Source organism: Bradyrhizobium sp. AZCC 1693, assembly GCF_036924745.1.
Lineage (GTDB): Bacteria > Pseudomonadota > Alphaproteobacteria > Rhizobiales > Xanthobacteraceae > Bradyrhizobium.
The window spans coordinates 4923057-4945731 of record NZ_JAZHSD010000001.1 but is presented as its reverse complement, the minus strand read 5'-3'; the positions used below and the strand labels follow the sequence as shown (position 1 = coordinate 4945731).

At 62.8% G+C, this 22675-nt stretch carries 20 protein-coding genes; 10 read left to right on the top strand and 10 right to left on the bottom strand.

Annotated elements, in window-relative coordinates; genetic code table 11:
* Positions 1 to 6 precede the first annotated feature (6 nt).
* Positions 7 to 1308, top strand: coding sequence for an ATP-dependent protease ATPase subunit HslU (gene hslU, locus V1293_RS23595; protein WP_334512643.1), 1302 nt, complete (start codon positions 7 to 9; stop codon positions 1306 to 1308).
* A gap of 173 nt (positions 1309 to 1481) precedes the next feature.
* Positions 1482 to 2612, top strand: coding sequence for a hypothetical protein (locus V1293_RS23590; protein WP_442894270.1), 1131 nt, complete (start codon positions 1482 to 1484; stop codon positions 2610 to 2612).
* Positions 2613 to 2617: 5 nt separating this feature from the next.
* Here the strand turns inward: V1293_RS23590 and V1293_RS23585 are convergent, their stop codons facing one another.
* The 3 genes from V1293_RS23585 to V1293_RS23575 form a co-directional block, all read right to left on the bottom strand.
* Entirely contained in the window at positions 2618 to 3214 is a 597-nt protein-coding gene (locus V1293_RS23585; protein ID WP_334512641.1) for a Smr/MutS family protein, read from the bottom strand.
* Entirely contained in the window at positions 3211 to 4629 is a 1419-nt protein-coding gene (locus V1293_RS23580) for an MltA domain-containing protein (protein ID WP_442894269.1), read from the bottom strand. The genes V1293_RS23585 and V1293_RS23580 overlap by 4 nt, the downstream gene beginning before the upstream one ends.
* Before the next feature lie 148 nt (positions 4630 to 4777).
* Complete coding sequence (locus V1293_RS23575; RefSeq protein ID WP_334512636.1) at positions 4778 to 5479, bottom strand: Tim44/TimA family putative adaptor protein; 702 nt, start codon at positions 5477 to 5479, stop codon at positions 4778 to 4780.
* 438 nt (positions 5480 to 5917) lie between these two features.
* Between V1293_RS23575 and secB the strand changes: the two genes are divergently transcribed.
* Positions 5918 to 6406, top strand: coding sequence for a protein-export chaperone SecB (secB, locus tag V1293_RS23570; protein WP_334512634.1), 489 nt, complete (start codon positions 5918 to 5920; stop codon positions 6404 to 6406).
* 22 nt (positions 6407 to 6428) lie between these two features.
* Here the strand turns inward: secB and dnaQ are convergent, their stop codons facing one another.
* Genes dnaQ through V1293_RS23550 form a run of 4 tightly spaced genes read right to left on the bottom strand, consistent with a single transcriptional unit; the run spans position 6429 to position 9230 of the window.
* Positions 6429 to 7124 carry a DNA polymerase III subunit epsilon gene (dnaQ, locus tag V1293_RS23565; protein ID WP_334512631.1) on the bottom strand — a complete coding sequence of 232 codons (696 nt, stop codon included), beginning with the start codon at positions 7122 to 7124 and terminating at the stop codon, positions 6429 to 6431.
* 29 nt (positions 7125 to 7153) lie between these two features.
* Positions 7154 to 7753, bottom strand: coding sequence for a dephospho-CoA kinase (gene coaE, locus V1293_RS23560; RefSeq protein ID WP_334512629.1), 600 nt, complete (start codon positions 7751 to 7753; stop codon positions 7154 to 7156).
* Positions 7754 to 7771: 18 nt separating this feature from the next.
* On the bottom strand, positions 7772 to 8380 hold the full coding sequence (locus V1293_RS23555) for a Maf family protein (protein WP_334512627.1): 609 nt from the start codon (positions 8378 to 8380) through the stop codon (positions 7772 to 7774).
* A 10-nt stretch (positions 8381 to 8390) separates the two neighbouring features.
* Positions 8391 to 9230: a pyruvate, water dikinase regulatory protein gene (locus tag V1293_RS23550; RefSeq protein ID WP_334512625.1), complete on the bottom strand. Its 840-nt coding sequence runs from the start codon at positions 9228 to 9230 to the stop codon at positions 8391 to 8393.
* 455 nt (positions 9231 to 9685) lie between these two features.
* Between V1293_RS23550 and hemJ the strand changes: the two genes are divergently transcribed.
* The 7 genes from hemJ (at position 9686) to V1293_RS23515 (ending at position 18019) form a co-directional block, all read left to right on the top strand.
* Complete coding sequence (gene hemJ / locus V1293_RS23545) at positions 9686 to 10132, top strand: protoporphyrinogen oxidase HemJ (protein WP_334512622.1); 447 nt, start codon at positions 9686 to 9688, stop codon at positions 10130 to 10132.
* A 257-nt stretch (positions 10133 to 10389) separates the two neighbouring features.
* A complete protein-coding gene (gene rho / locus V1293_RS23540; RefSeq protein WP_108520089.1) occupies positions 10390 to 11655 on the top strand; it encodes a transcription termination factor Rho in 1266 nt (421 codons plus the stop codon).
* 297 nt (positions 11656 to 11952) lie between these two features.
* A complete protein-coding gene (mnmE, locus tag V1293_RS23535; RefSeq protein ID WP_334512620.1) occupies positions 11953 to 13290 on the top strand; it encodes a tRNA uridine-5-carboxymethylaminomethyl(34) synthesis GTPase MnmE in 1338 nt (445 codons plus the stop codon).
* Positions 13291 to 13419: 129 nt separating this feature from the next.
* Positions 13420 to 15303: a tRNA uridine-5-carboxymethylaminomethyl(34) synthesis enzyme MnmG gene (gene mnmG, locus V1293_RS23530; RefSeq protein WP_334512618.1), complete on the top strand. Its 1884-nt coding sequence runs from the start codon at positions 13420 to 13422 to the stop codon at positions 15301 to 15303.
* A 138-nt stretch (positions 15304 to 15441) separates the two neighbouring features.
* Entirely contained in the window at positions 15442 to 16140 is a 699-nt protein-coding gene (gene rsmG, locus V1293_RS23525; protein WP_334512616.1) for a 16S rRNA (guanine(527)-N(7))-methyltransferase RsmG, read from the top strand.
* Positions 16137 to 16988 (top strand): ParA family protein, encoded by an 852-nt coding sequence (locus V1293_RS23520; protein WP_334512614.1) that lies wholly within the window; start codon positions 16137 to 16139, stop codon positions 16986 to 16988. Before rsmG ends, V1293_RS23520 begins: the two co-directional genes overlap by 4 nt.
* 146 nt (positions 16989 to 17134) lie before the next feature.
* A complete protein-coding gene (locus V1293_RS23515) occupies positions 17135 to 18019 on the top strand; it encodes a ParB/RepB/Spo0J family partition protein (protein WP_334512612.1) in 885 nt (294 codons plus the stop codon).
* Between the two features lie 194 nt (positions 18020 to 18213).
* Here the strand turns inward: V1293_RS23515 and holA are convergent, their stop codons facing one another.
* The 3 genes from holA to leuS all read right to left on the bottom strand — a co-directional run bounded on the left by holA (position 18214) and on the right by leuS (position 22520).
* Positions 18214 to 19242 (bottom strand): DNA polymerase III subunit delta, encoded by a 1029-nt coding sequence (gene holA, locus V1293_RS23510; protein ID WP_334512611.1) that lies wholly within the window; start codon positions 19240 to 19242, stop codon positions 18214 to 18216.
* 115 nt (positions 19243 to 19357) lie between these two features.
* Positions 19358 to 19909: an LPS assembly lipoprotein LptE gene (gene lptE, locus V1293_RS23505; protein ID WP_334512609.1), complete on the bottom strand. Its 552-nt coding sequence runs from the start codon at positions 19907 to 19909 to the stop codon at positions 19358 to 19360.
* Entirely contained in the window at positions 19896 to 22520 is a 2625-nt protein-coding gene (gene leuS / locus V1293_RS23500) for a leucine--tRNA ligase (RefSeq protein ID WP_334512607.1), read from the bottom strand. The genes lptE and leuS overlap by 14 nt, the downstream gene beginning before the upstream one ends.
* Between the last annotated feature and the right edge of the window lie 155 nt (positions 22521 to 22675).

Here is a 22675-nt window from a genome sequence, read left to right as displayed (position 1 = left end):
GGACGAATGACCGACTTTTCTCCCCGTGAAATCGTCTCCGAACTCGACCGCTTCATCGTCGGCCAGACCGACGCCAAGCGCGCGGTGTCGATCGCGCTGCGCAACCGCTGGCGGCGGCTGCAACTCACCGGCAGCTTGCGCGAAGAGGTGCTGCCAAAAAATATCCTGATGATCGGGCCAACCGGCGTCGGCAAGACCGAGATCGCGCGGCGGCTGGCGAAGCTGGCCAACGCGCCCTTCATCAAGGTCGAGGCCACCAAGTTCACCGAGGTCGGCTATGTCGGCCGCGACGTCGAGCAGATTATTCGCGACCTCGTCGAAGTCGCGATCGTGCAGGTCCGCGAGCGCAAGCGCAAGGACGTGCAGGCCCGCGCGCAGCAGGCCGCCGAAGAGCGTGTGCTGGACGCATTGGTCGGACCGGCGTCGAGCCCCGCCACCCGCGATTCCTTCCGCAAGAAGCTGCGCGCCGGCGAGCTCAACGACAAGGAAATCGAGATCGAAACGCAATCCTCCGGCGGCATGCCGATGTTCGAAATCCCGGGCATGCCGGGCGCGCAGATGGGCGCGATTTCGATCGGCGACATCTTCGGAAAGATGGGCGGGCGAACCAAGACCCGCCGCCTGACAGTCGAAAGCTCGCACGAAATCCTCGTCAACGAGGAATCCGACAAGCTGCTCGACAATGACCAGCTGGTGCTGGAAGCGATCGCTGCGGTCGAAAACAACGGCATCGTATTCCTCGACGAAATCGACAAGATCTGCGTGCGCGAAAACCGCCTCGGCGGCGACGTTTCGCGCGAGGGCGTGCAGCGCGACCTGCTGCCGCTGATCGAAGGCACCACGGTCACGACCAAGCACGGCGCCGTCAAAACGGATCACATCCTGTTCATCGCATCCGGCGCGTTTCATATCGCAAAACCCTCGGACCTGTTGCCGGAATTGCAGGGCCGCCTGCCGATCCGCGTCGAGCTGGAAGCACTGACCCGCGACGACATGCGCCGGATTTTGACCGAGCCGGAGGCGTCGCTGATCAAGCAATATGTCGCGCTGCTGCATACCGAGGGCGTGACGCTCGACATCACCGACGGCGCCATCGACGCGCTGGCCGACATCGCGGTCGCCGTCAATTCGACCGTAGAAAACATCGGCGCCCGCCGGCTGCAGACCGTGATGGAGCGCGTGCTCGACGAGATTTCGTTCGCCGCGCCGGATCGCCATGGTGAGACCATCAAGGTCGATGCCGATTACGTGCAGAAGCACGTCGGCGATCTCGCCAAGGACGCCGATTTGAGCCGGTTTATTTTGTAGTCCAACTGCCCGAACCGTTGTCGTCCGTGCGAACGCACGGACCCATAGCCACAAATGTTCATTGTGTGCTCTCGCTGGGGCCGCTATCCCGTCTGTGAAGCCGGCCTGTGGTTGATGGTGTGGACGGGCCCCCTACGGCATCAGTTGTGCCAGATCGCTTGGCCGGGACGACGATGAATCTGAATTTGCGGCTATGGGAAAACCCCTGGCGCTTGATGCTTGCCGTCAATGCCGCCGTGCTGATCGGGGTGTTCTGGCACAAAATCGCGTTGCCGCCTTACGTCCCCTACATCCATCTGCTGGTCGATTATCATTTCGGCTTTACAAAACGCGCCCTGATTGGCGCGGTCGTCTCGCTGTTTACGGCCAAGGTGCCGGCGTGGCTGGTGTTCGCGCTGGCTGGCACGGTGTGGCTGGTGACGGCAGGGCTGTTCGTCCGGCTCTTCCGACGGACGTTCGGTTTTGACGAAAAGCATTTGCCGTTGTTCGTGTTCATGGCGGGCTCGCCGTTCTTCCTGAAGAATTTTATGCACACCCTTGGGCACTTCGACATTTACGGATGCCTGTTCGCGATCTGCCTGCTGCTGATCCCAGCGCGCTCGCTAGCCTATGTATTGCTCGCCGCGGCGTTCTCGATCGTGCTCGTGCTGATCCACCACATTCATCTCTTGATGTATGTGCCGGCGATCGCTGCCATCGTGGTGTTGCGTCATTATCTCGTTCACGGAACCAGCCGACAGAGCGTCGCCGTCGGCATCGCATCGCTCGGGGCGGTGGGCGTGCTTTTCATCGGCGCGCAATTCTACGGCACCGTTCCAGTGCCGGAGACGGAGTTCGTCGCGCATTTGCGCAGCCGGATGGCCGACCCGTCGCAAGCGAACCTGCTGAGTTTTGGCTATATCTGGTACCAACCGCTCTCGAAGGAAATTTGGGATACCTGGGCTCGCCTGCCGCACAACATCCTCGGCGTGCCGGTGTTTGCGCTGCTGATCTGGCTGCACACGCCGCTCTGGCGATATTTGCGCAATCTGATCGCAGCACTTTCCGTTGACGCACATCGCCACATCGTCACCGCCGCGATCATCGTGGTCAGCCTTGGCTATCTCGTCATGTTTGCGATCGTGTTCGATTATTCCCGCTGGATTTCGAACTGGGCGGTGTGCCTGTTCCTGATCCTGCACGCGGTGAAGATGCTGCCTACTTCGAAGGACGTGACGCCAATATCGTCGGATGATCGGAAGACGCTGGCATTTGGCTGGATCGTGACTCTGATCCCGCGTGTCGGGATCGTGCGGCCGTTTTGATGGAATTAAACCCGCGCCCGCCGCACCCGCACATACAAGGCGCCCTCGCCGCCATGGCCGATATGGGCTTCCTCGAAGCCGACCACCAGCGAGCGGAATTCCGGCAGACCGAGCCATTGCGGCACCTGGCGGCGCAACACGCCGCGCTCGGACTCAGCCCCCATCTTGCCCTTGCCGGTGATGATGAGCACGAAGGTCAGCCCGTCATGATGGGCGCGCTGCAGGAAGCCGAACAGCGCCCGATGCGCGCGCGTCTGCGTCATGCCATGCAGGTCGAGCCGGGCATCGATCTCCTTCCGCCCGCGCGACAGATGCGACCGCTCGCGGCGGCCGATCGGCGCCAGCGGCGGCGGCTCCGGCTTTGAAGGAGCAACGATTCGCGCCGGTGTGATGTGTTTCGGCGAAGCGGCAGGCTTTGGCGCCAGTTTGGTCCCGCCTTCCACTGCAGCGACGGGCGGTTTCGAGGCGCGGTGCCGTTTGCGCAGCGGCTTGACCTGCTTGGCGACGCTCTCCCACAGCGCGCGGTCCTCCTCGCTCAGGTCGCGCTTGCGTCGCGGCGGCTCCGGCAATTCGGGAATCAAGTTAGATCGCCGGCGTTTCATCGACGATGGCGATATCGGCGCAGATGGCGCTGATGCGGCTTTACCGAGACCGCTTCAACCTTGGGCCGCGGCTCTGGAAGCGGCACCGGCTTCGCCACGGCAGCCTGGACCGCCGGGGCTTGCGAGGGGACCGCGGCGGGCGTCGATGGTACCGCCTGGGCCGCGGGCCTGGCGTTGGTCGCCGCGGTCACGTCGGGCGGCTTCGCAGCGTTCTTCGGATCCTTCAGCGGATCGACTTGCGGGAACAGTTTTGCGATCTTCTCCGACGGCCGATCGTCCGGCACCGGCATCTTGCGGCCGCGCGCCACCGGATCGAGGCTCTTCGGCACCAGGATGACGAAGCGCGCATTGTGGCGGAGGCGGCCGGCAACCTTGCCGGCTTCGAGACCGGCGCCGAAATAGAGATCGGCGCGCGCGGGACCGACGATGGCAGAGCCAGTGTCCTGCGCAATCATCAGGCGGCGGAACGGCGTCTTTGATAGCGCCGATTCGATCGGCAGCTCGCCTTCGATGAAGAACGGCGTGCCATAGACATGCAGCGATTTGTCGACCGCGATCGAGCGGCCCGGCGTCAGCGGCACGCCCTGGGCGCCGACCGCCTCGTCCTTGTCGGAAAGCTGCACCTCGCGGAAGAAGACGTAGGATTTGTTCTGCCGCCGCAGTTCGTCGGCCTCATTCGGATTCTCCTCCATCCACTCCCGGATCTTCTGCATCGACATCTGATCCTTGGGGATGACGTTGCGCTCGATCAGGATGCGGCCGACCGCCGTATAGGGATAGCCATTATGGGCATCGTAATTGATGCGAATGGTCGAGCCGTCGTCGAGGCTGACCCGCGCCGAACCCTGGATCTGCGAGAACAGCAGGTCGGTCTGTTCCTTCAGCCAGCAGATTTCGAGGCCGCGGCCTTCAATCGCGCCGTCCTCGATCTCGGCCCGATCGTAATAGGGCACCAGCTTGCGGCGGCCGATCTTGCGGAACACCTGGCCCTTGTTGGGCAAGCCGGCCGAGCTCTGTGTGGTGCCGCGGACGAACAGATTGGATGGCCGGCGGTAGACCGGCACCTTGTAGACCTCGTTCTCCGTCCGCGAGCCGTCGACGATGGGTTCGTAATAGCCGGTGACAAAGCCCTCGCCTTCGCCAAGCCGCGAAATGCGCAAGGGGAGAAAATGCTCCTCGAAGAAAGCCTTTGCCTTCAGTCCGTCGGACAGTTCCAGACCTTTTGCGATCTGGCAGGGATCGCGCAACGAGGTGCCGAGCGCCTTCGGATCGGCCGGCGGCGTTCGTTGCGCCGATATCGGTCGGCAACTCACGCGAAACGCCTTGTAGGCGGCGAGATGATCGTCGTCGCGCCATCCCGCGATCTCGGACCAGGCGACCGGCGCATACTGGCCGCCGCTGATCTGAAACGGCAATTCAAGCTCTGGATACGGCAGATGACGGACGTTCGGCGGATGCGAAGGCTTTTGCGAACGCGCATGACGCGCTGCAAGGGCATCCTCCGGAGCCAGCGAACACGCCAAAGCGATCACGCCAAACGCGAACCCCGCAAGGCGTCGCGTCTCAGGCCGCGCTTCCAGTGCCAACCAGCTTCCAGTTCGGATCGCGAGAGCTCGTGTCGCGGGCGAATGTCCAGACATCGGTGATATCGGCGACCTTATCGGGATTGCCATCGACAATGGCGCCGGTCCTGTCGCGGGTGACCGAGATCATCTGCGACACGAAACGAACGGTCAGCTGCGCCGCGCGATCGCGGGCTTCCGCACCCACCAGCTCGGCCTTGTCGATCGAAACAAACCGCGTTTCGGTTTTCTGCTCGTGCTTCTCGCGATCCTTGATCACGGCCTCGAAGCTCTCATAGACCTCGCTGGACAGGAGATCCTTCAGCGCGCGGCGATCGCCATTGGCGAAGGCCAGCACGATCATCTCGTAGGCGCCGCGGGCGCCGGAGAGGAAGTGCCTGGGATCGAACGAGGAGTCCTGGGCGGCAATGGCGTCGAGGCCTGCGGCGAGCGGCGTGCCCGGCTCGGCAATGCCCTTCCAGCGGTCGGACGGCGCGACATCGGCGCTCGGCGCCAGTGGCGCCTGATCGATCACCGCACCCGGCATCGGAACGACGTTGTTGTCCTGCGTTCGCTGCACGACATTGGGCGCGGCGCGATCATAGGGCGGCCGTTCGCTTCCAGTGCGCTGTCCGAGGACGCTACGCAGGCGCAGGAAGATAAAGACCGCCAGCGCCAGGAAGATGATGGTGTAAATATCCACGTCGTATTCGCTTTCTGGTTCTAACGCCGGCAACGGGCCCGGCGGTCGAGCGTTCCCTGATGTGAAGCTCTCTTACGAGTTTTCCCTGAGAACGGCAGAGATTACATCATCGATTGAGACTGCAGCATGTAGGCATGAAACTACGCCCGGCCAATGGCGCGTTTTGGCGCGGGTGAATTGTAGCGCGTTTGGGGGCGAGGGGAAACCCGATCGTGTCCGGAAATCACGCATATTCAATTATTTAGGGTACATATTGAGCGACCGGCGAGGCCGTATTAGGCATATCCGCCACATTTCGCCGAGGGTCCAGTCGGCCGTTCCGTCGTCCTTGTGGAACGAGGCGGGGCTATGATAGCCACTCGCCCGGAAAAGGCATCCCGCCGATCGAGCGAATTCAGACGAAAACGGGCTCCGCTCGCCAGCTTCAGGAGAGATTTCATGACCAACGGCAACGGCGCGCCTCCCGAGCAGGCCCCTCCCCAGCTCAACGTACTGGCGCAATACACCAAGGACCTGTCGTTCGAGAATCCGAACGCCCCCTCCTCGCTGGCGCCGCAACAGCAGCAGCCGGCGATCAACATCCAGATTAACGTTTCCGCGAATAACCTCTCGGACAACGAGTTCGAAGTGACGCTTTCGATCGAGGGCAAGGCTGAAAATGCCGGCAAGGTGATGTTCAGCTTCGAACTCGCCTATGCCGGCGTGTTCCGCATCGTCAATGTGCCGAAGGAAAACCTGCACCCGCTGGTCATGATCGAATGCCCGCGGCTGTTGTTCCCGTTCGCGCGCGAAATCATCGCCACCGCGGTCCGCGACGGCGGTTTCCCGCCGCTGATGCTCGATCCCGTCGATTTCGTCGGCCTGTACCGCCAGAACATGGAGCGGCAGGCTGCGGCACAGGCCGCTTCCGGCGCGAAGCCGAGCTAAACAAGCCAGCGGCCAAACGCCGCTAGGCTCCCAGAAAGTCGTTCCAGATCGGCTTGTCGCCCAAAGTGGCGATGAAGGCGCGATGGGCTTCGCGGTCGGCGTCGGTGATTCGCGGCGCCAGCGGCGCCTCGCGCTGCCGGCGCGGCGTTTCGCCAAATCCGTTGCTGACAGTGACGCGCATTTCCGACGCCAGGATCAGTTGCGACTGCCGCGCCCCGATCAGGTCGATATAGACTTCGGCCAGGAGTTCGGCGTCGAGCAGCGCGCCGTGCTTGGCGCGGCGGGAATTGTCGATCGCATAGCGCGAGCAGAGATCGTCCAGCCGGTTCGACACGCCGGGATGCTTGCGGCGGGCCAACAGCAGCGTATCGACCAGGCGATCGCGTGAAACCGGCTGGCGCTTGATGCGGTCGAGCTCGGCATTGATGAAGCTGATGTCGAACGAGGCGTTGTGAATCACAAGCGGCGCGTCGCCGATGAATTCCAGGAACTCCTCGACCACTTCCGTGAACAGCGGCTTGCTGGAAAGGAACTCGCTGGACAGGCCGTGCACGGCAAACGCTTCGGCCGGCATGTCGCGCTCGGGATTGATGTAGCGGTGAAAGGTCTGCCCCGTCGGCATGCGGTTGAATATCTCGATGCAGCCGATCTCGACCAAGCGGTCGCCGCGTAGCGGGTCGAGGCCAGTGGTTTCGGTATCGAGAACGATTTCGCGCATGGATTTCAGGAACCGGAGCTACAGGCGAATCAGGTTCGCCGCTGCGGCATCTTAACGACCTCGGCCAGAATGTCGCGGATGGCTGCGCGCACCGGGTCCAATCCATGCGACGTATCCACCACGAAATCCGCGCGCTTGCGCTTTTCGGCATCGGGCAATTGCCGCGCTAAAATGCCGTCGAGCGCCTCTGATGTCATGGTGCCGCGCGCCAGAATCCGCTCGCGCTGCGTCGCCGGATCGGTTGAGACCACGACGACGGCGTCGACGCGTTTCTCACCGCCGGTTTCGAACAATAGCGGGATATCCATCAGGACGACCGGCGCGCCGGAACGTTCTGCATCTTCGAGGAATTTCCGGCGCGAGGCGCCGAGCATCGGGTGAACGATCTGCTCGAGCTGCTTGATCGCAGCAGGATCATGCACCACCCTGGCAGACAGCTTTGCGCGATCGACCTTGCCGTCGACGGTCGTGCCGGGAAATGCCGCCTCGATCGCCGGCGCCGCCTCGCCTTCATAGATTTTGTGGACGGCAGCGTCGGCGTCATAAACCGGCACGCCCGCCTCCGTGAACAGCTTTGCGGTGGTGGATTTTCCCATCCCGATCGAGCCGGTCAGTCCGAGAATCCGCATCAGATTGCCGTTTCCATTCTAGACATTGAGCAGGCCCTCGCCGCGCAGGAACGCCAGCAGCGGCAGTAGCGGCAGGCCGAGAATGGTGAAGTGGTCACCCTCGATGCGTTCGAACAGATGCACGCCCAGCCCTTCGAGCTGATAGGCGCCGACGCTGGTCGTGACCGCCTGCCCGGCCTGATCCAGATAAGCTTCGATCTCGCTTTCGTCCAAACGCCGCATCGTCATTCTGGCAACAACGACATCGGAAAACACTATCTTGCCGTCACGGGCAACCGCAACGGCGGAGTGCAGTTCGTGCGTATGGCCTGCAAGCAGGCGCAATTGATCTGCCGCCTGCGCGCGGCCGGCCGGCTTGCTGAACAGGCGGTTTCCCAAAGCCAGCGTCTGATCGGCGCCGACGACATAACGGCCGGGATTTTTCGACGATACGAAGCACGCCTTCTCGCGCGCCAGCAGGCCCGCGATTTCGCCGGGCGCGGAAAGGCCGGAATTCTTATGCAACGCGCGTTCGTCGATATCAGCGGGAACGGCCTCGAAGAAAATGCCGGCATTGGCAAGCAGCATCTGACGTGCACGGCTTTGCGACGCCAGGATCAATGGCTCTTTTCCGCGCCAGATCGTCATCGTAGCCGCGTCATTCCGGAAGCCGCTGCCGCTGGCGATCGGTGAACAGTTTCAGCACGGCCGCGGCGGTTTCCTCGATCGAGCGGCGCGTCACGTCGAGCTGGGCCCAACTGAATCTGGCACTCAGTTTCCGGGCGTAGGCGACTTCGTCGGCCACCGCCTGACGATCGATGTAATCATCGTTGGGGGTATCGGCGCCCATGCTCAGCAACCGGTTTTGCCGGACCTGGATCAACCGCTCCGGCGTCGCATGAAGGCTCACGACCAACGGCTTTTTCAACGTCTCCAGCTGGTGCGGCAGCGGAATGCCCGGCACCAGCGGCACATTCGCGGTGCGGACGCCGCGGTTGGCGAGATAAATCGAGGTCGGCGTCTTCGAGGTGCGGGACACGCCGACCAGAACCACGTCGGCATCTTCCAGACCTTCGACGTGCTGGCCGTCGTCATGGATCATGGTGTAGTTCAAGGCGTCGATGCGCTTGAAATATTCCGCGTTCAGAACGTGCTGGGCGCCGACCCGCCCCGTCGTGGCGGCGCCGAGATAGGCCTCGAACAATTGCATCACCGGGCCGATGATCGAAAGGCTCGGGATGTTGATGTCCCTGCACTTGGCCTCCAGCCGGCCGACCAGATCCTTTTCCAGCAGTGTGAAGAGCACGATGCCCGGCGCCTCCTCGATCTCGTCGAGCACACGATCAAGCTGCTTCTGACTGCGCACCAGCGGATAGACATGTTCGACCGCGGTCACATTGGCGTACTGCGCAGCCACCGCGCGCGCCACCGTGATCAGCGTCTCGCCGGTCGAGTCGGACACCAGATGAAGATGAAAATAATTGCCGGTCGTGGGCACCAGAACCCCTGTGTAATCCTGTGAATCCTGTGGACCTTAACCGAGATATCAGGCCCTGGATCGCCGCGTCAGGGATAACCCGGACATTTCTTCACAGGGGCCCCGCGAGAGGGCAAGTCCGCCCGCTCACTGCCATGATAGTGGGAAGGTGTGGATTTGTCTCTTCATAAGCTGACCACGAAACAGCGCAAGCAATTGATGGACGTGGCGTTATCGGGACGATGCAATGTCCGGCCGAAATTGGGGATGGCTGTGAACAAGCCTCGCAAACATTCGGGATCGTTTTGTGTGAGTCATAATCACGGTCACTTAGACTCAAACCTAAGATTCTAAAATTATTAGTTTAGAGAAGCGGTGCTTTGCGGATATGTCTTGCGTCCCCTCGCTGGCAGCGCTCCTTCGCAACGCTACGAGCGTTGGAAAGTTTCGGGGACGAGCAAGGTCGGGCGACAGCAATGTACGAGTGGATCACGATCACGGCGTATCCGTGGATCAAGGCGCTGCATGTGGTCGCGGTCATCTCGTGGATGGCCGGCATGCTCTATCTGCCGCGCCTGTTCGTCTATCACTGCGATGCCGAGGTCGGATCGAAGCAGTCCGAGACCTTCAAGGTGATGGAATGGCGATTGCTGAAGGCGATCATCAATCCGGCAATGATCGTCACCTGGCTGGCCGGGCTTTATCTGGCCTGGAGCGGGCATTGGTACACATCCGGCTGGTTCCACGGCAAATTGACGCTGGTGCTGATCCTCTCGGGCGTCCACGGCTTTTTTTCCCGCTGGGTTAAGGATTTCGCCGCCGACCGGAATACCAGAAGCCAGAAATTCTATCGTATTATCAATGAGGTGCCGACCGTTCTGATGGTCTTTATCGTCATCCTGGTGATCGTGAAGCCGTTCTAGCCTCAGCTTTCTTCGATTCGGCGCTTTCTCTCCTGCTTGCGAAGCGCCGACCGATTTTCTATATTGTCGAAATCCCACCCCACGCAGGCGGATGCGGTTACGTTCCGGTTTCTTCAAGGGACCGGCCGCCGCATCAGGTTTGAAGCCTCACCGGCGCTTTCCTTGCTTAGACCTGCGGACCTTCCATTTTTCGTGTCCGCTTTTTCTCCAAGCCACCTCGCACCCCTTCCCTAAAGAACACTCCACAGGACACCCCAATGCGGGAAATGAAACTCCAGGACCTCAAATCGAAAACGCCGGCCGAGCTCGTCTCGTTCGCGGAAGAGAACGGGGTCGAAAATGCCAGCACCATGCGCAAGCAGGAGCTGATGTTCGCGATTCTCAAGCAGCTCGCGATTCAGGAAATCGACATTATCGGCGAAGGCGTCGTCGAGGTTCTCTCCGACGGCTTCGGCTTTCTGCGTTCGCCCGACGCCAACTACCTGCCCGGCCCTGACGACATCTACGTCTCGCCGTCGCAGATCCGCCGCTTCGGCCTTCGCACCGGCGACACCATCGAAGGCCACATCCGCAGCCCGAAAGAAGGCGAACGCTATTTCGCACTGCTCAAGGTCAACACGCTCAATTTCGAAGATCCGGAAAAGTCCAAGCACAAGGTCAATTTCGACAACCTGACCCCGCTGTTTCCGGACCAGCGCTTCCGCCTCGAGCTCGAGGACCCGACGCGAAAAGACCTTTCTGCAAGGGTGATCGACATTGTCGCGCCGATCGGCAAGGGCCAGCGCGCCCTGATCGTGGCGCCGCCGCGCACCGGCAAAACCGTGCTGATGCAGAACATCGCGCACTCCATCACCGCCAATCATCCGGAATGCTACCTGATCGTTCTGCTGATCGACGAACGTCCGGAAGAAGTCACGGACATGCAGCGCTCGGTGAAGGGCGAGGTGGTGTCGTCCACGTTCGACGAACCCGCCGTGCGTCACGTCCAGGTCGCCGAGATGGTGATCGAGAAAGCCAAGCGGCTCGTCGAGCACGGCCGCGACGTCGTGATCCTGCTCGACTCGATCACGCGTCTGGGCCGCGCCTACAACACCGTGGTGCCGTCATCCGGCAAGGTGCTGACCGGCGGCGTCGATGCCAACGCGCTGCAGCGGCCAAAGCGATTCTTCGGCGCCGCGCGCAACATCGAGGAGGGCGGTTCGCTCACGATCATCGCGACCGCGCTGGTCGATACCGGCAGCCGAATGGACGAAGTGATCTTCGAAGAATTCAAGGGCACCGGTAACTCCGAACTGATCCTCGACCGCAAGGTCTCGGACAAGCGGACCTTCCCGGCGATCGACATCTCGCGCTCCGGCACCCGCAAGGAAGAGCTGATCACCGATCCGCAGCTCCTGAAGAAGATGTACGTGCTGCGCCGGATCCTCAATCCGATGGGCACGATGGACGCGATCGACTTCCTGCTCGATAAGCTCCGTAACACCAAGAACAACTCGGAGTTCTTCGATTCCATGAACACCTGATCCGTCAGGTCAGGTTTGGAGGAGGGCGCCTCGCGGGAAGCGGGGCGCCTTTTTCATACCGGCCGTCGCTGCAATGCGAATACAGCATCGAAAAATCGGCGTTATAGTTTGGTTAACTATATAACACATTGAATTTTATTATATTTATTTGGATCAGGGTGTCTGGGGGGAGGGCGCTCTCCGGATTTTGTAGCATTCTTTGCCGCACTTATCCGCGATAGACCGGATGTATCGCCCGCGCGTTCAGCCCCGAATCGAATCGCGTTGCCTTTTCAAAACCGCCCGCACAAATAGGCCATGCATCCGCGGGATCAGACCATCTTTGCATTGTCGTCGGGCCGGCCACCGAGTGCGATCGCGTTGGTGCGCGTCTCGGGTTCGCAGGCTGGGAAAGTGCTCACCGCGCTGGCTGGCAAATTGCCATCGCCGCGAACGGCCGCCCGCGCGCTGCTGAGGGATGTCGGCCAGCGGCCGATCGACGATGCGGTGGTGTTGTGGTTTCCCGGTCCGGCCAGCGCGACTGGGGAAGACGTCGCGGAATTTCACGTCCATGGCGGACGCGCGGTGCTGGCGGCCTTGTTCGCGGCGCTGTCCGCATTCGAAGAGGTTCGCCCGGCCGAGCCTGGCGAATTTACCCGGCGCGCGTTCGAGAACGGCAAGCTCGATCTGACGGAAGCCGAAGGTCTCGACGATCTCATCCATGCCGACACCGATCGGCAGCGGCGCCAGGCGCTGCGCCAGTTAAAAGGACTGCTCGGCGACAAGGCGCGCGATTGGCGCGCGCGGATCATCGAGGCGTCAGCCTTGATCGAGGCCGGGATTGATTTTTCGGACGAGGGCGACGTGCCGGCGGAATTGATCGCACCGGCGCTGGCGAAGGTCAAAGCGCTGCTGGCTGAGATCGAGGAAGTCCTTGCGGAGCAGGGGCGGGGCGAGCGGCTTCGCGATGGTCTCGTCGTCGCGATCGCCGGGCCGCCGAATGTCGGCAAGTCGACGCTGATGAATCAACTCGCGCGCCGTGAAGTTGCGATCGTCTCGCCGCACGCCGGCACCACGCGCGACGTCATCGAGGTGCAGCTCGATCTCGACGGCTACCCGGTGACGGTGATCGATACCGCGGGCATCCGCGAGACCGACGATCCGGTCGAGCAGGAGGGCGTCCGTCGTGCCCGGGCCCGCGCGGCGGATGCTGATCTCGTATTGTGGCTTTCCGACTCGCCGCAGATGACGATCGATCACGGTGGGGCCGCGCCGATCTGGAAGGTGCGAAACAAGATCGATCTCGAAGGAACGGGTCGGCCATTGGCCGAGGCTGGGACGCCGGGCCTTGGGAGCTTCGAGATTTCGGCGAGCCGCGGCGATGGCGTGCCGGAGCTGATCGCGGCATTGGTCGATTTCGCCCAGCACTACTTTGGCGGTACCGAGGGCGGACTGATCAGCCGAACCCGGCAACGGAAACTCTTGCAGGAGACGGCGACTTCGCTTCGCTGCAGTGTCGCGGTGGTCGGGCAGGGGGAGGAGCTGGCGGCGGAAGAACTTCGATTGGCGGCACACTCTGTGGGAAGGCTGCTCGGACGTGTGGACGTCGAGGACATTCTCGACGTCATCTTCCGCGAGTTCTGTGTAGGTAAGTAATACTTCCTTAACCATGGCCGCCTGTTTCACGTGAAACATTCGGTCGATTCCGGGCTCCGCTGTTTCACGTGAAACAACCTTGGCAATTTCTCCTTCCGCGTTTTTGAACTCCGAGATAGAAGTCGCCGCATGATTTCCCGAGCGGATTCTTTCGATGTCATCGTCATCGGTGGCGGCCATGCCGGCTGCGAGGCTGCGAGTGCGGCTGCGCGGATGGGTGAAAAAACCGCGCTAGTGACGCACCGCTTTGCGACCGTGGGAGCGATGTCCTGCAATCCCGCCATCGGCGGACTCGGCAAGGGCCATCTGGTCCGCGAGGTCGATGCCCTGGACGGTCTCATGGGCCGGGTAGCCGATGCCGGCGGGATCCAGTTTCGGATGTTGAACCGCCGCAAGGGTCCGGCCGTCCGCGGACCGCGGGCCCAAGCGGACCGCAAGCTCTACGCCGCCGCCATGCAGGCCGCGGTTCGGGAGACCAACAATCTCAGCGTGATCGAGGGCGAGGCGGATGAGCTGATCGTCGCGAACGGCCGGGTCACCGGAATTCGTTTGGGCGAGGGCCGGGAGCTCACCGCCGGTGCCGTAGTCATCACGACCGGGACCTTCCTGCGGGGACTCATCCATCTCGGCGAAAAGAACTGGCCGGCCGGACGGGTCGGGGAGGCGCCGGCAATGGGGCTTTCGGCTTCCTTCGAGAGGGTCGGCTTTACGCTCGGCCGATTGAAGACCGGCACGCCGCCGCGGCTCGATGGCTCGACCATCGACTGGTCCGCGGTCGAAATGCAGCCCGGCGACGATCCGCCTGAGCCGTTCTCGGTCATGACCGACCAGATCACGACGCCGCAGATCCAGTGCGGGATCACCCGGACGACCTCGGCCACCCATGAGGTGATCCGGGCCAACGTGCACCGTTCGCCGATGTACTCGGGCCAGATCAAGAGCAGCGGTCCGCGCTACTGTCCCTCGATCGAGGACAAGATCGTCCGGTTCGGCGATCGCGACGGCCACCAGATCTTCCTGGAGCCGGAAGGGCTCGACGACTCCACCGTCTATCCCAACGGCATCTCGACCTCGCTGCCGGAGGAGGTTCAGCTCGCGATCCTCGCGACCATTCCTGGGCTTGAGCGAGTGAAGATGGTCCGGCCGGGCTATGCCATCGAATATGACCATGTCGATCCCCGCGAACTGGAACCGACGCTGCAGACCAGGCGCCTGCCGGGCCTCTTCCTTGCCGGGCAGATCAACGGCACGACGGGATATGAAGAGGCGGCGGCGCAGGGAATTGTTGCCGGCCTGAACGCGGCATTGGCAGCCGGAGGCGCCGACCCGATCGTGTTCGATCGGGCAGACGGCTATCTCGGCGTGATGATCGACGATCTCGTGACCCGCGGGATCACCGAGCCGTACCGGATGTTCACCTCGCGGGCGGAGTATCGCCTGACCTTGCGGGCGGACAATGCCGACCAGCGCCTGACCGACAAGGGGATCGCCTTGGGCTGCGTCGGGCAGGCGCGCTCAGAGCGCCATCGCGATAAGATGGCCGCGCTGGCTGCGGCCAAGGCATTGGCGAAGTCGCTGACGATGACTCCCAACGCAGCAGCCAGGCATGGTCTGGCTCTCAACCGGGATGGCCATCGGCGTTCGGCGTTTGAGTTGCTGGCCTATCCCGATATCGAATGGGATGGGCTGCGCGGCATCTGGCCGGAGCTCTCGGCCATTGATCCGACGATCGCCGTGCATCTCGAGATCGACGCCAAATACGATGTCTATCTCAAGCGCCAGACCGCCGACGTCGATGCCTTCCGGCGCGACGAGGGCCTGGTCCTGACCGATATCGACTACGCGGATGTCCCCGGGCTCTCTAACGAGGCACGCTCCAAACTCGAGGCGGCGCGGCCGCGGACCGTCGGGCAGGCGGGCCGGCTCGATGGTTTGACGCCGGCGGCGCTGGGAATTCTCGCGGCCTATCTCCGAAGGGAAGCGCGGCGGAAGACTTCGAAGGCGACGGGTTAAGAATCTGTTTCACGTGAAACGTTGATGTAGCATGGGTGGGGCGAAGCGATAGCCATCGATGCCGGCATGCCCTGGCTGATAGGTATCGCGTCGCTCCACCCATCGATTGCCCGAAGATGACGCTCAGCGAGACCCCCCATGGCGAAAGTCGCCGTCCAAGACGCCTCTCCGATCTTGCCATCCGATAGATCGGCGGCCTTGGCCCTCACCCCCGTTTCGCGTGAAACGGAAGCACGACTGGACCGCTATACAGCGTTATTGGTGGAGTGGCAGGCCAAGACAAATCTTGTGGCGCCGTCGACGCTTCCGCATCTCTGGACTCGACACGTCGCCGATTCGCTGCAGCTGCTGGACCTGGCGCCGACGGCGAGGATCTGGGTCGATCTTGGCAGCGGCGGCGGCTTCCCGGGCGTGGTGTTGGCTTGCGCGCTGGCAGAGACGCCGGGGGCCAACGTCCATTTGGTCGAGCGCAACGCCAAGAAGGCGGCCTTCCTGCGCGAGGCGGTGCGCATAACTTCTGCGGCTGCCACCGTGCATTTGGCGGGAATCGGGGATAGTGTGGATAGAATTGGCAGTCGCGTCGATTGCGTCACTGCGCGGGCACTGGCTCCGTTACATCAGCTTGTCGGTTTTGCGGAACCGTTTGTGAAAGAAGGCGCAAAAGCTTTGTTTCTCAAAGGCCAAGATGTAGAAGCTGAATTGACCGAGGCTACTAAATATTGGAATATTGAACCGCGACTCCATTCCAGCCGCACGGGCGGGCACGGCTGGATCGTCGAACTCGATCGGATCGAGCGGCGCAACCCCTCCGCGATCACACATGGCGATCGGGCATGAGCGAATTAGACGAGTTATATCAAGAGGATAGAGAACCCACTCCGCCACCCCATCCACGCATCCTGTCGTTGGCCAATCAAAAGGGCGGCGTCGGCAAGACCACCACAGCGATCAATCTGGGCACCGCGCTCGCGGCAATTGGCGAGCGCGTGCTGATCGTCGACCTCGATCCGCAAGGCAACGCCTCCACGGGTCTCGGCATCGACCGCCGCAATCGCAACTGCTCGACCTACGACGTGCTGATCGGCGAAGCGCCGCTGCGCGACGCCGTGGTTGCCACTGCGGTGCCGCGGCTGCACATCGCCTCGTCGACGATGGACCTGTCGGGCCTCGAGCTCGAACTCGGCACGACGCCCGGCCGCGCCTTCCGCCTGCGCGATGCGATCGCCGCGCTGAACAAGAACGCGGCGCCGGAAACCGAGTACACCTATGTGCTGATCGATTGCCCGCCGTCGCTCAACCTCCTCACCGTCAACGCGATGGCGGCGTCGGACGCGATCCTGGTGCCGCTGCAATGCGAGTTCTTCGCGCTCGAAGGTCTTTCGCAATTGCTGCAGACGGTGGAGCAGGTGCGCTCGACGCTCAATCCGAACCTGTCGATCCACGGCATCGTGCTGACCATGTTCGACTCCCGCAACAATCTGTCGAACCAGGTCGTCGCCGACGTGCGGCAGTTCATGGGCGGCAAGGTCTACGACACCATGATCCCGCGCAACGTGCGCATCTCCGAGGCGCCGTCCTACGGCAAGCCGGTGCTGGTCTACGACCTCAAATGCGTCGGCAGCGAAGCCTATCTGAAGCTTGCGACGGAAGTGATCCAGCGCGAGCGTGAGCTGAGGACGCATTAGTCGGGCGTAGGGTGGGCAAAGGCGTCTTCGCCTTGCCCACCATGATCTGTCGCGAAAATCGGTGGGCACGCTTCGCTTTGCCCACCCTACGGTCAACCGAATTCTGTTCCGGAGTAGCGTAAGTGAATCCTAGGGAGTTGGCGGCGATGGCCGACGAAACGCGTTCGCGACTGGGTCGTGGTCTCGCAAGTCTGATCGGAGATGTCGGCGGCGAGGCCGCGCATGTCGACCGGCCGCGCAACCAGCGCAAGGTGCCGATCGAATTTTTGAAACCGAATCCGCGTAACCCGCGCCGGACCTTTTCTGATGCCGAGCTCGGCGAGCTCGCCGATTCGGTCAAGCAGCATGGCGTGATCCAGCCAATCGTGGTGCGGCCGGTAAAGGGTGCGCAGGATCGCTACGAGATCATCGCCGGTGAACGCCGTTGGCGTGCCGCGCAACTCGCCAGCCTGCACGAAGTCCCGATCGTTCCGATCGATGTCAGCGACAGTGACGCGCTCGAGATCATGATCATCGAGAACGTGCAGCGGGAAGATCTGAACCCGATGGAAGAGGCGCAGGGTTATCATGCGCTCGCCGACGAGTTCAAACGCAGCCAGGAAGAGATCGCGAAGGACGTCGGCAAGAGCCGCAGCCATGTCGCCAATATGATGCGGCTGACGAAGCTACCGGCGGAGGTGCAAGCCTTTATTTCCAACGGCCAATTGTCGGCAGGCCACGCCCGCGCGCTGATCGGCGTGCCCGATCCGCTGGCCGCGGCGAAGCGCATTGTCGAGGAGGGGTTGAACGTCCGCCAGACTGAGGCGCTGGCGCATGAGGAGGGCGTCCCTGAACGCAAGCCGCAAAAGGCGCGGGCCGCGGGCGGCAAGACAAAAGATCCCGACACGATTGCGCTGGAGAAGCGCGTCAGCGATGCCCTCGGTCTCACCGTGACCGTCAACCACCGCGACCCCGGCGGCACCGTCCAGATCAGCTATCGCAATCTCGAACAGCTCGACGAAGTAATGCGGCGGCTGGCGAAGGGGGGCTAGGAAATGCAGCGCTTCTTGACCTCGCCCCGCTTGCGGGGAGAGGTCGGATTGCGAAGCAATCCGGGTGAGGGGGTACAGGTCTCGCGTCGTTCGGGACTCGCGGAAGCAGCCCCTCACCCCAACCCTCTAAGAGCGAGCTTCGCTCGTCTCGACCCCGCAAGCGCGGGGCGAGGGAGAGGAGAGAAACATCGTCCTCACCCCCGCCGCTTCGCGTTCGCGGCAATCGACAGCAACGTCCGTAGCCCGATCGCTGACGCCAGCGAGGCTTGTTTGCGCATGTCGAGCGCGGCCGTTCCGAGCTGATCGATGATGGCGGCGAGTCGCGTTACGCTGAAATTGCGCAGCGCGATTTCGACGGCGCCCTTGCGGGAGAAATGCAGGCGCGGATAGCCGCTTTCGAGCAAGGTCGAGACGGGGGTGCCTTCGGCCACCGCGAGCGCCGATTTGTGCAGCCATGCCGCCTGGCGCTGCGCGGCGGAGATGATGACGCCGGGATAGGTGCCGGCGACCATGGCTTTGGCAAATTCGCTTTCGACCAGGTCCGGCCTGCCGGCAAAAGCGCCGTCCACGATCGGGTCTAGCTTCAGCTCGGACGCGTCGGAGACGACGGTCATGACGTCGTCGAGGGCGATCTCGCCCTTGCCGTGGGCATAGAGCGCAAGCTTGCGCAGCTCGTTGCGCGAGGCCTGGCGGTCGCCGCCGAGCAATGACATCAGGACGGCGCGGGCGTCTGCGGCGAGGCGCAGATTGGAAGTCCGCAATTCCTCGTCGATCAATCGGGCAAGGTCGCGCTCGGTGTCGGGATAGCAGGCGATAGCGACCGCGGTCTTGGCGCGCTCGCAGGCCTTGCGCAGCGGCGATTCCGGCCGCAGCTCGCCGGCCTCGATCACGATACGGCAATCCTTCACCGGCGAATCGGCCAGCGTATCGACGCCGCTGGCGAAACTGCGAGAGCCGGCGCGCACCCGGATGGCGCGGCGGCCGCCGAACATCGGGATCGTCATGGCTTCATCGACCAGCCGCGACGGTTCGGCCGACAGGTCGTCGCCATCGAGCCGCACCAGCGAAAAGGGATCGTTGGGATCGTCAACCGCCGAGGCAATTAACGCGTCGGCGCGCTCGCGGACGAGACCGGCATCCGGACCATAGAGCAGGATGATGGGGCGGCCGGCATCAGGCCGGGCGAGAAAGGCGTCGATGTCTTTTCCGCGGAGCGCGACCACGACAGACCTTTCTTGGCGTCATTCCGGGACACGCGTCTTCGCGTGGACCCGGAATCCAGAGGTTGCTGTGCGAGATTCCGGGTTCGTGCTTCGCACGCCCCGGAATGACGGAACGTCAGGTGCCGGCGTAGAAGAACGACGCCAGCCGGGTCTGGATGTTTTCGGCAATTTCGTTGGCGGCGCGATCCTCGGCGTCGCGGAACGCACGCTGGCGGGCGAAGCGCTGCAACTGGCCGGGGATGTCATAGGACACGCGCGAGAAGGTCGTGCCCGTCATGACCGACTTGTTGGTGGCGAGGTCGATCAGATTGTACTGCGCGTCGATGCCGTAATTTTCGCTCGACGGCAGCGCGGTGGCGGGATCGATCATGAGCGAGTTGCGGGTGGTGCTAAAGCGCAGCACCAGCCGATGGGTCGGCGGCATGCCGGTGGCGTTGCCGTAAAGCTTGAACGCCAGCGCGTTGCGGATCTCCACCTGGATCCGGGCTTCGCGCGAAGCGTTGGGCTTGTCGACCGGCGGGACTTCCACGCCCATCAGCTTTTCCCGCAGGCCGGGCTTGCCGTCATTACGTTCGGCATACATCGGCTGGAAACAGCCGGCCGTGAGCGCCGCCAGAGCGGCGACGGCGATGAGCCGAACGGCGATCCGGGTCCTAGCCAACGACATTCACGATCCTCATGGGAACTACGATTACCTTGCGGACGGCCTTGCCGCCGAGAGCGAGTTTTACCGCATCGAGCGACAAAACGGCAGCCTCAATTTCCGGATTTTGGGCGACCCGTGGCACGGTAACATCACCCCGCTTCTTGCCGTTGACCTGGACCACCAGCGTCACGGTGTCTTCAACCAACAAATCGCGTTCGATTTGGGGCCAGTTGGCCTCCGAAATCAGCCCGGACTGCCCCAGAACCTGCCAGCACTCCTCGGCCAGATGCGGCATCATCGGCGCGAACAGTTGAACCAGGATGGTCGCGGCTTCCCGAACCGCCCAGGCGGTGTCCGCGGCCGGCTTGCCGTCCCTGCCCAATACCTCGGCCAGCGCATTGGCGAATTCCCGGATATGGGCGAGGCAGACATTGAAATGCAGCCGCTCGATCCCGGACGACACCTTGTCCAGCGCGCCGTGGGCGGCCTTGCGCAAGCCGAGCGCATCGGCGCCGAACGAGGCCGGCCGGTCGGCCGGAGCCGTTTTGGCGATCCCGGCCGATTCGTTCACCAGCCGCCACAGCCGCTGCACGAAGCGCGAGGCGCCCTGCACGCGCTCGTCGCTCCAGATCACGTCGCGGTCGGGCGGGGAATCCGACAGCATGAACCAGCGCGCGACATCGGCGCCATAGGTCGCGATGATGTCGTCGGGGTCGACGGTATTCCTCTTCGACTTCGACATCTTCTCGATCGGGCCGACGGTGATGTTTTCACCGGTTTCCAGCAGGATGGCGCGCTTGCCGTTGCCGCCGGCTTCGATCTTCACTTCCGCAGGGGTGACGTAAGATCCGTCAGCCTTCTGGTAGGTCTCGTGCACCACCATGCCTTGGGTGAACATGCCGGCGAACGGCTCGTCCATGCCGATATGGCCGGTCGCCTTCATCGCGCGGGTGAAGAAGCGGCTGTAGAGCAGATGCAGGATCGCGTGCTCGACGCCGCCGATATACTGGTCGACCGGCATCATCCGGTTGGCCACGTCAGGCGTGGTCGGCGCCTTCTCGTTCCAGGGATCGGTGAAGCGCGCAAAATACCAGGACGAATCCACGAAGGTGTCCATGGTGTCGGTTTCGCGCTGGGCTTTGCCGCCGCATTTCGGGCAGATGACGTGCTTCCAGGTCGGGTGATGGTCGAGCGCGTTGCCCGGCTTGTCGAAGGTGGCATCCTCCGGCAGCACCACCGGCAACTGATCGTCGGGTACCGGCACCACGTCGCATTTCGGGCAGTGGATGACAGGGATCGGGCAGCCCCAATAGCGCTGGCGTGAAATACCCCAGTCGCGCAGGCGGAAGTTCACCTGCCGCTCGCCGACGGGTGCGTTGCCCCGCATCTCATTTTCCAGCCGCTTTGCGACCTCCTCCTTGGCCTGCTCGATGGTCATGCCATCGAGAAAGCGGGAATTGATCATGCGGCCTTCGCCGTCATAGGCGGTGTCGGTAATGACGAACGTCTTGGGGTCCTGGCCCTCGGGGCAGACCACCGGCGTTACGCCGAGCGCGTATTTATTGACGAAATCGAGGTCGCGCTGGTCGTGCCCCGGGCAGCCGAAGATCGCGCCGGTGCCGTATTCCATCAGCACGAAGTTCGCGACATAGACCGGCAGCTTCCAACTCGGGTCGAACGGGTGGACGGCCTTGATGCCGGTGTCAAAACCCTGCTTCTCGGCGGTGTCGATGATCTCCTGCGCGGTGCCGATCTTCTTCACGTCCGCGATGAACTCGGCGAGATCAGGATTCTTCGCCGCCGCGGCTATCGCCAGCGGATGATCGGCCGAGATCGCCATGAATTTCGCGCCGAACAGCGTGTCCGGCCGCGTCGTGAAAATCTTTAGCTCGGTTTCGCCAGCGGGCGTCGTGGCCGGATCGAGCGCGAAGCGCAACAGCAGGCCTTCGGAGCGGCCGATCCAGTTGCGCTGCATCAGCCGGACCTTGTCGGGCCAGCGGTCCAGCCCGTCCAGTGCGTCCAGCAGCTCCTGCGAGTATTTTGTGATCTTGAAGACCCACTGGTTCATCTCGCGCTGCTCGACCACGGCGCCGGAGCGCCAGCCGCGGCCGTCGATCACCTGCTCGTTGGCGAGCACGGTCATGTCGACCGGGTCCCAGTTGATCTTGCGCTTCTCGCGCTCGGCCAACCCTGCGCGCAGGAAGTCCAGAAACATCTTCTGCTGATGCTTGTAGTAAGAGGGATCGCAGGTCGCGAATTCGCGTGACCAGTCCAGCGACAGCCCGATCGACCGCAACTGTTTCTTCATCGCGGCGATATTGTCGTAGGTCCAGGCTTTGGGCGCGACCTTGCGCTCGATCGCGGCGTTCTCGGCCGGCAGCCCGAACGCGTCCCAGCCCATCGGGTGCAGCACGTTAAAACCCTTGGCGCGCATGAACCGGGCCAGCACGTCACCCAAGGTGTAATTGCGGACGTGCCCGATATGGATGCGCCCGGACGGGTAGGGGAACATCTCGAGCACGTAATATTTCGGCCTGGAATCGTCGTTTTTCGAGGCGAAGATCGCCTTTTCGTCCCACTGGCGTTGCCAGCGCGGCTCGGAATCGCGGGCGTTGTAGCGTTCGGAGGTCATGCAATCGGGGGGTTTTTTGTGGATTCGGGTCTCGTCCAGAGGACGGCGGACTAGGCCACAAAAGCGGCTGCGGGGTCAACGGGTTGGGGCGGTGGGAACGGCCATTTGACCGAAGGCGCGAAGTGCCCCGTTTACCCCGCCATCGCCATCCCGGC

What these genes read in the sequence shown, in the direction of transcription:
- hslU (WP_334512643.1), top strand. Translation starts at nt 7, where the DNA reads ATGACCGACTTTTCTCCCCGTGAAATCGTCTCCGAACTCGACCGCTTC.
- V1293_RS23590 (WP_442894270.1), top strand. Translation starts at nt 1,482, where the DNA reads ATGAATCTGAATTTGCGGCTATGGGAAAACCCCTGGCGCTTGATGCTT.
- V1293_RS23585 (WP_334512641.1), bottom strand. Translation starts at nt 3,214, where the DNA reads ATGAAACGCCGGCGATCTAACTTGATTCCCGAATTGCCGGAGCCGCCG.
- secB (WP_334512634.1), top strand. Translation starts at nt 5,918, where the DNA reads ATGACCAACGGCAACGGCGCGCCTCCCGAGCAGGCCCCTCCCCAGCTC.
- dnaQ (WP_334512631.1), bottom strand. Translation starts at nt 7,124, where the DNA reads ATGCGCGAAATCGTTCTCGATACCGAAACCACTGGCCTCGACCCGCTA.
- coaE (WP_334512629.1), bottom strand. Translation starts at nt 7,753, where the DNA reads ATGCGGATTCTCGGACTGACCGGCTCGATCGGGATGGGAAAATCCACC.
- V1293_RS23555 (WP_334512627.1), bottom strand. Translation starts at nt 8,380, where the DNA reads ATGACGATCTGGCGCGGAAAAGAGCCATTGATCCTGGCGTCGCAAAGC.
- hemJ (WP_334512622.1), top strand. Translation starts at nt 9,686, where the DNA reads ATGTACGAGTGGATCACGATCACGGCGTATCCGTGGATCAAGGCGCTG.
- rho (WP_108520089.1), top strand. Translation starts at nt 10,390, where the DNA reads ATGCGGGAAATGAAACTCCAGGACCTCAAATCGAAAACGCCGGCCGAG.
- mnmE (WP_334512620.1), top strand. Translation starts at nt 11,953, where the DNA reads ATGCATCCGCGGGATCAGACCATCTTTGCATTGTCGTCGGGCCGGCCA.
- mnmG (WP_334512618.1), top strand. Translation starts at nt 13,420, where the DNA reads ATGATTTCCCGAGCGGATTCTTTCGATGTCATCGTCATCGGTGGCGGC.
- rsmG (WP_334512616.1), top strand. Translation starts at nt 15,442, where the DNA reads ATGGCGAAAGTCGCCGTCCAAGACGCCTCTCCGATCTTGCCATCCGAT.
- V1293_RS23520 (WP_334512614.1), top strand. Translation starts at nt 16,137, where the DNA reads ATGAGCGAATTAGACGAGTTATATCAAGAGGATAGAGAACCCACTCCG.
- V1293_RS23515 (WP_334512612.1), top strand. Translation starts at nt 17,135, where the DNA reads ATGGCCGACGAAACGCGTTCGCGACTGGGTCGTGGTCTCGCAAGTCTG.
- lptE (WP_334512609.1), bottom strand. Translation starts at nt 19,909, where the DNA reads ATGTCGTTGGCTAGGACCCGGATCGCCGTTCGGCTCATCGCCGTCGCC.
- leuS (WP_334512607.1), bottom strand. Translation starts at nt 22,520, where the DNA reads ATGACCTCCGAACGCTACAACGCCCGCGATTCCGAGCCGCGCTGGCAA.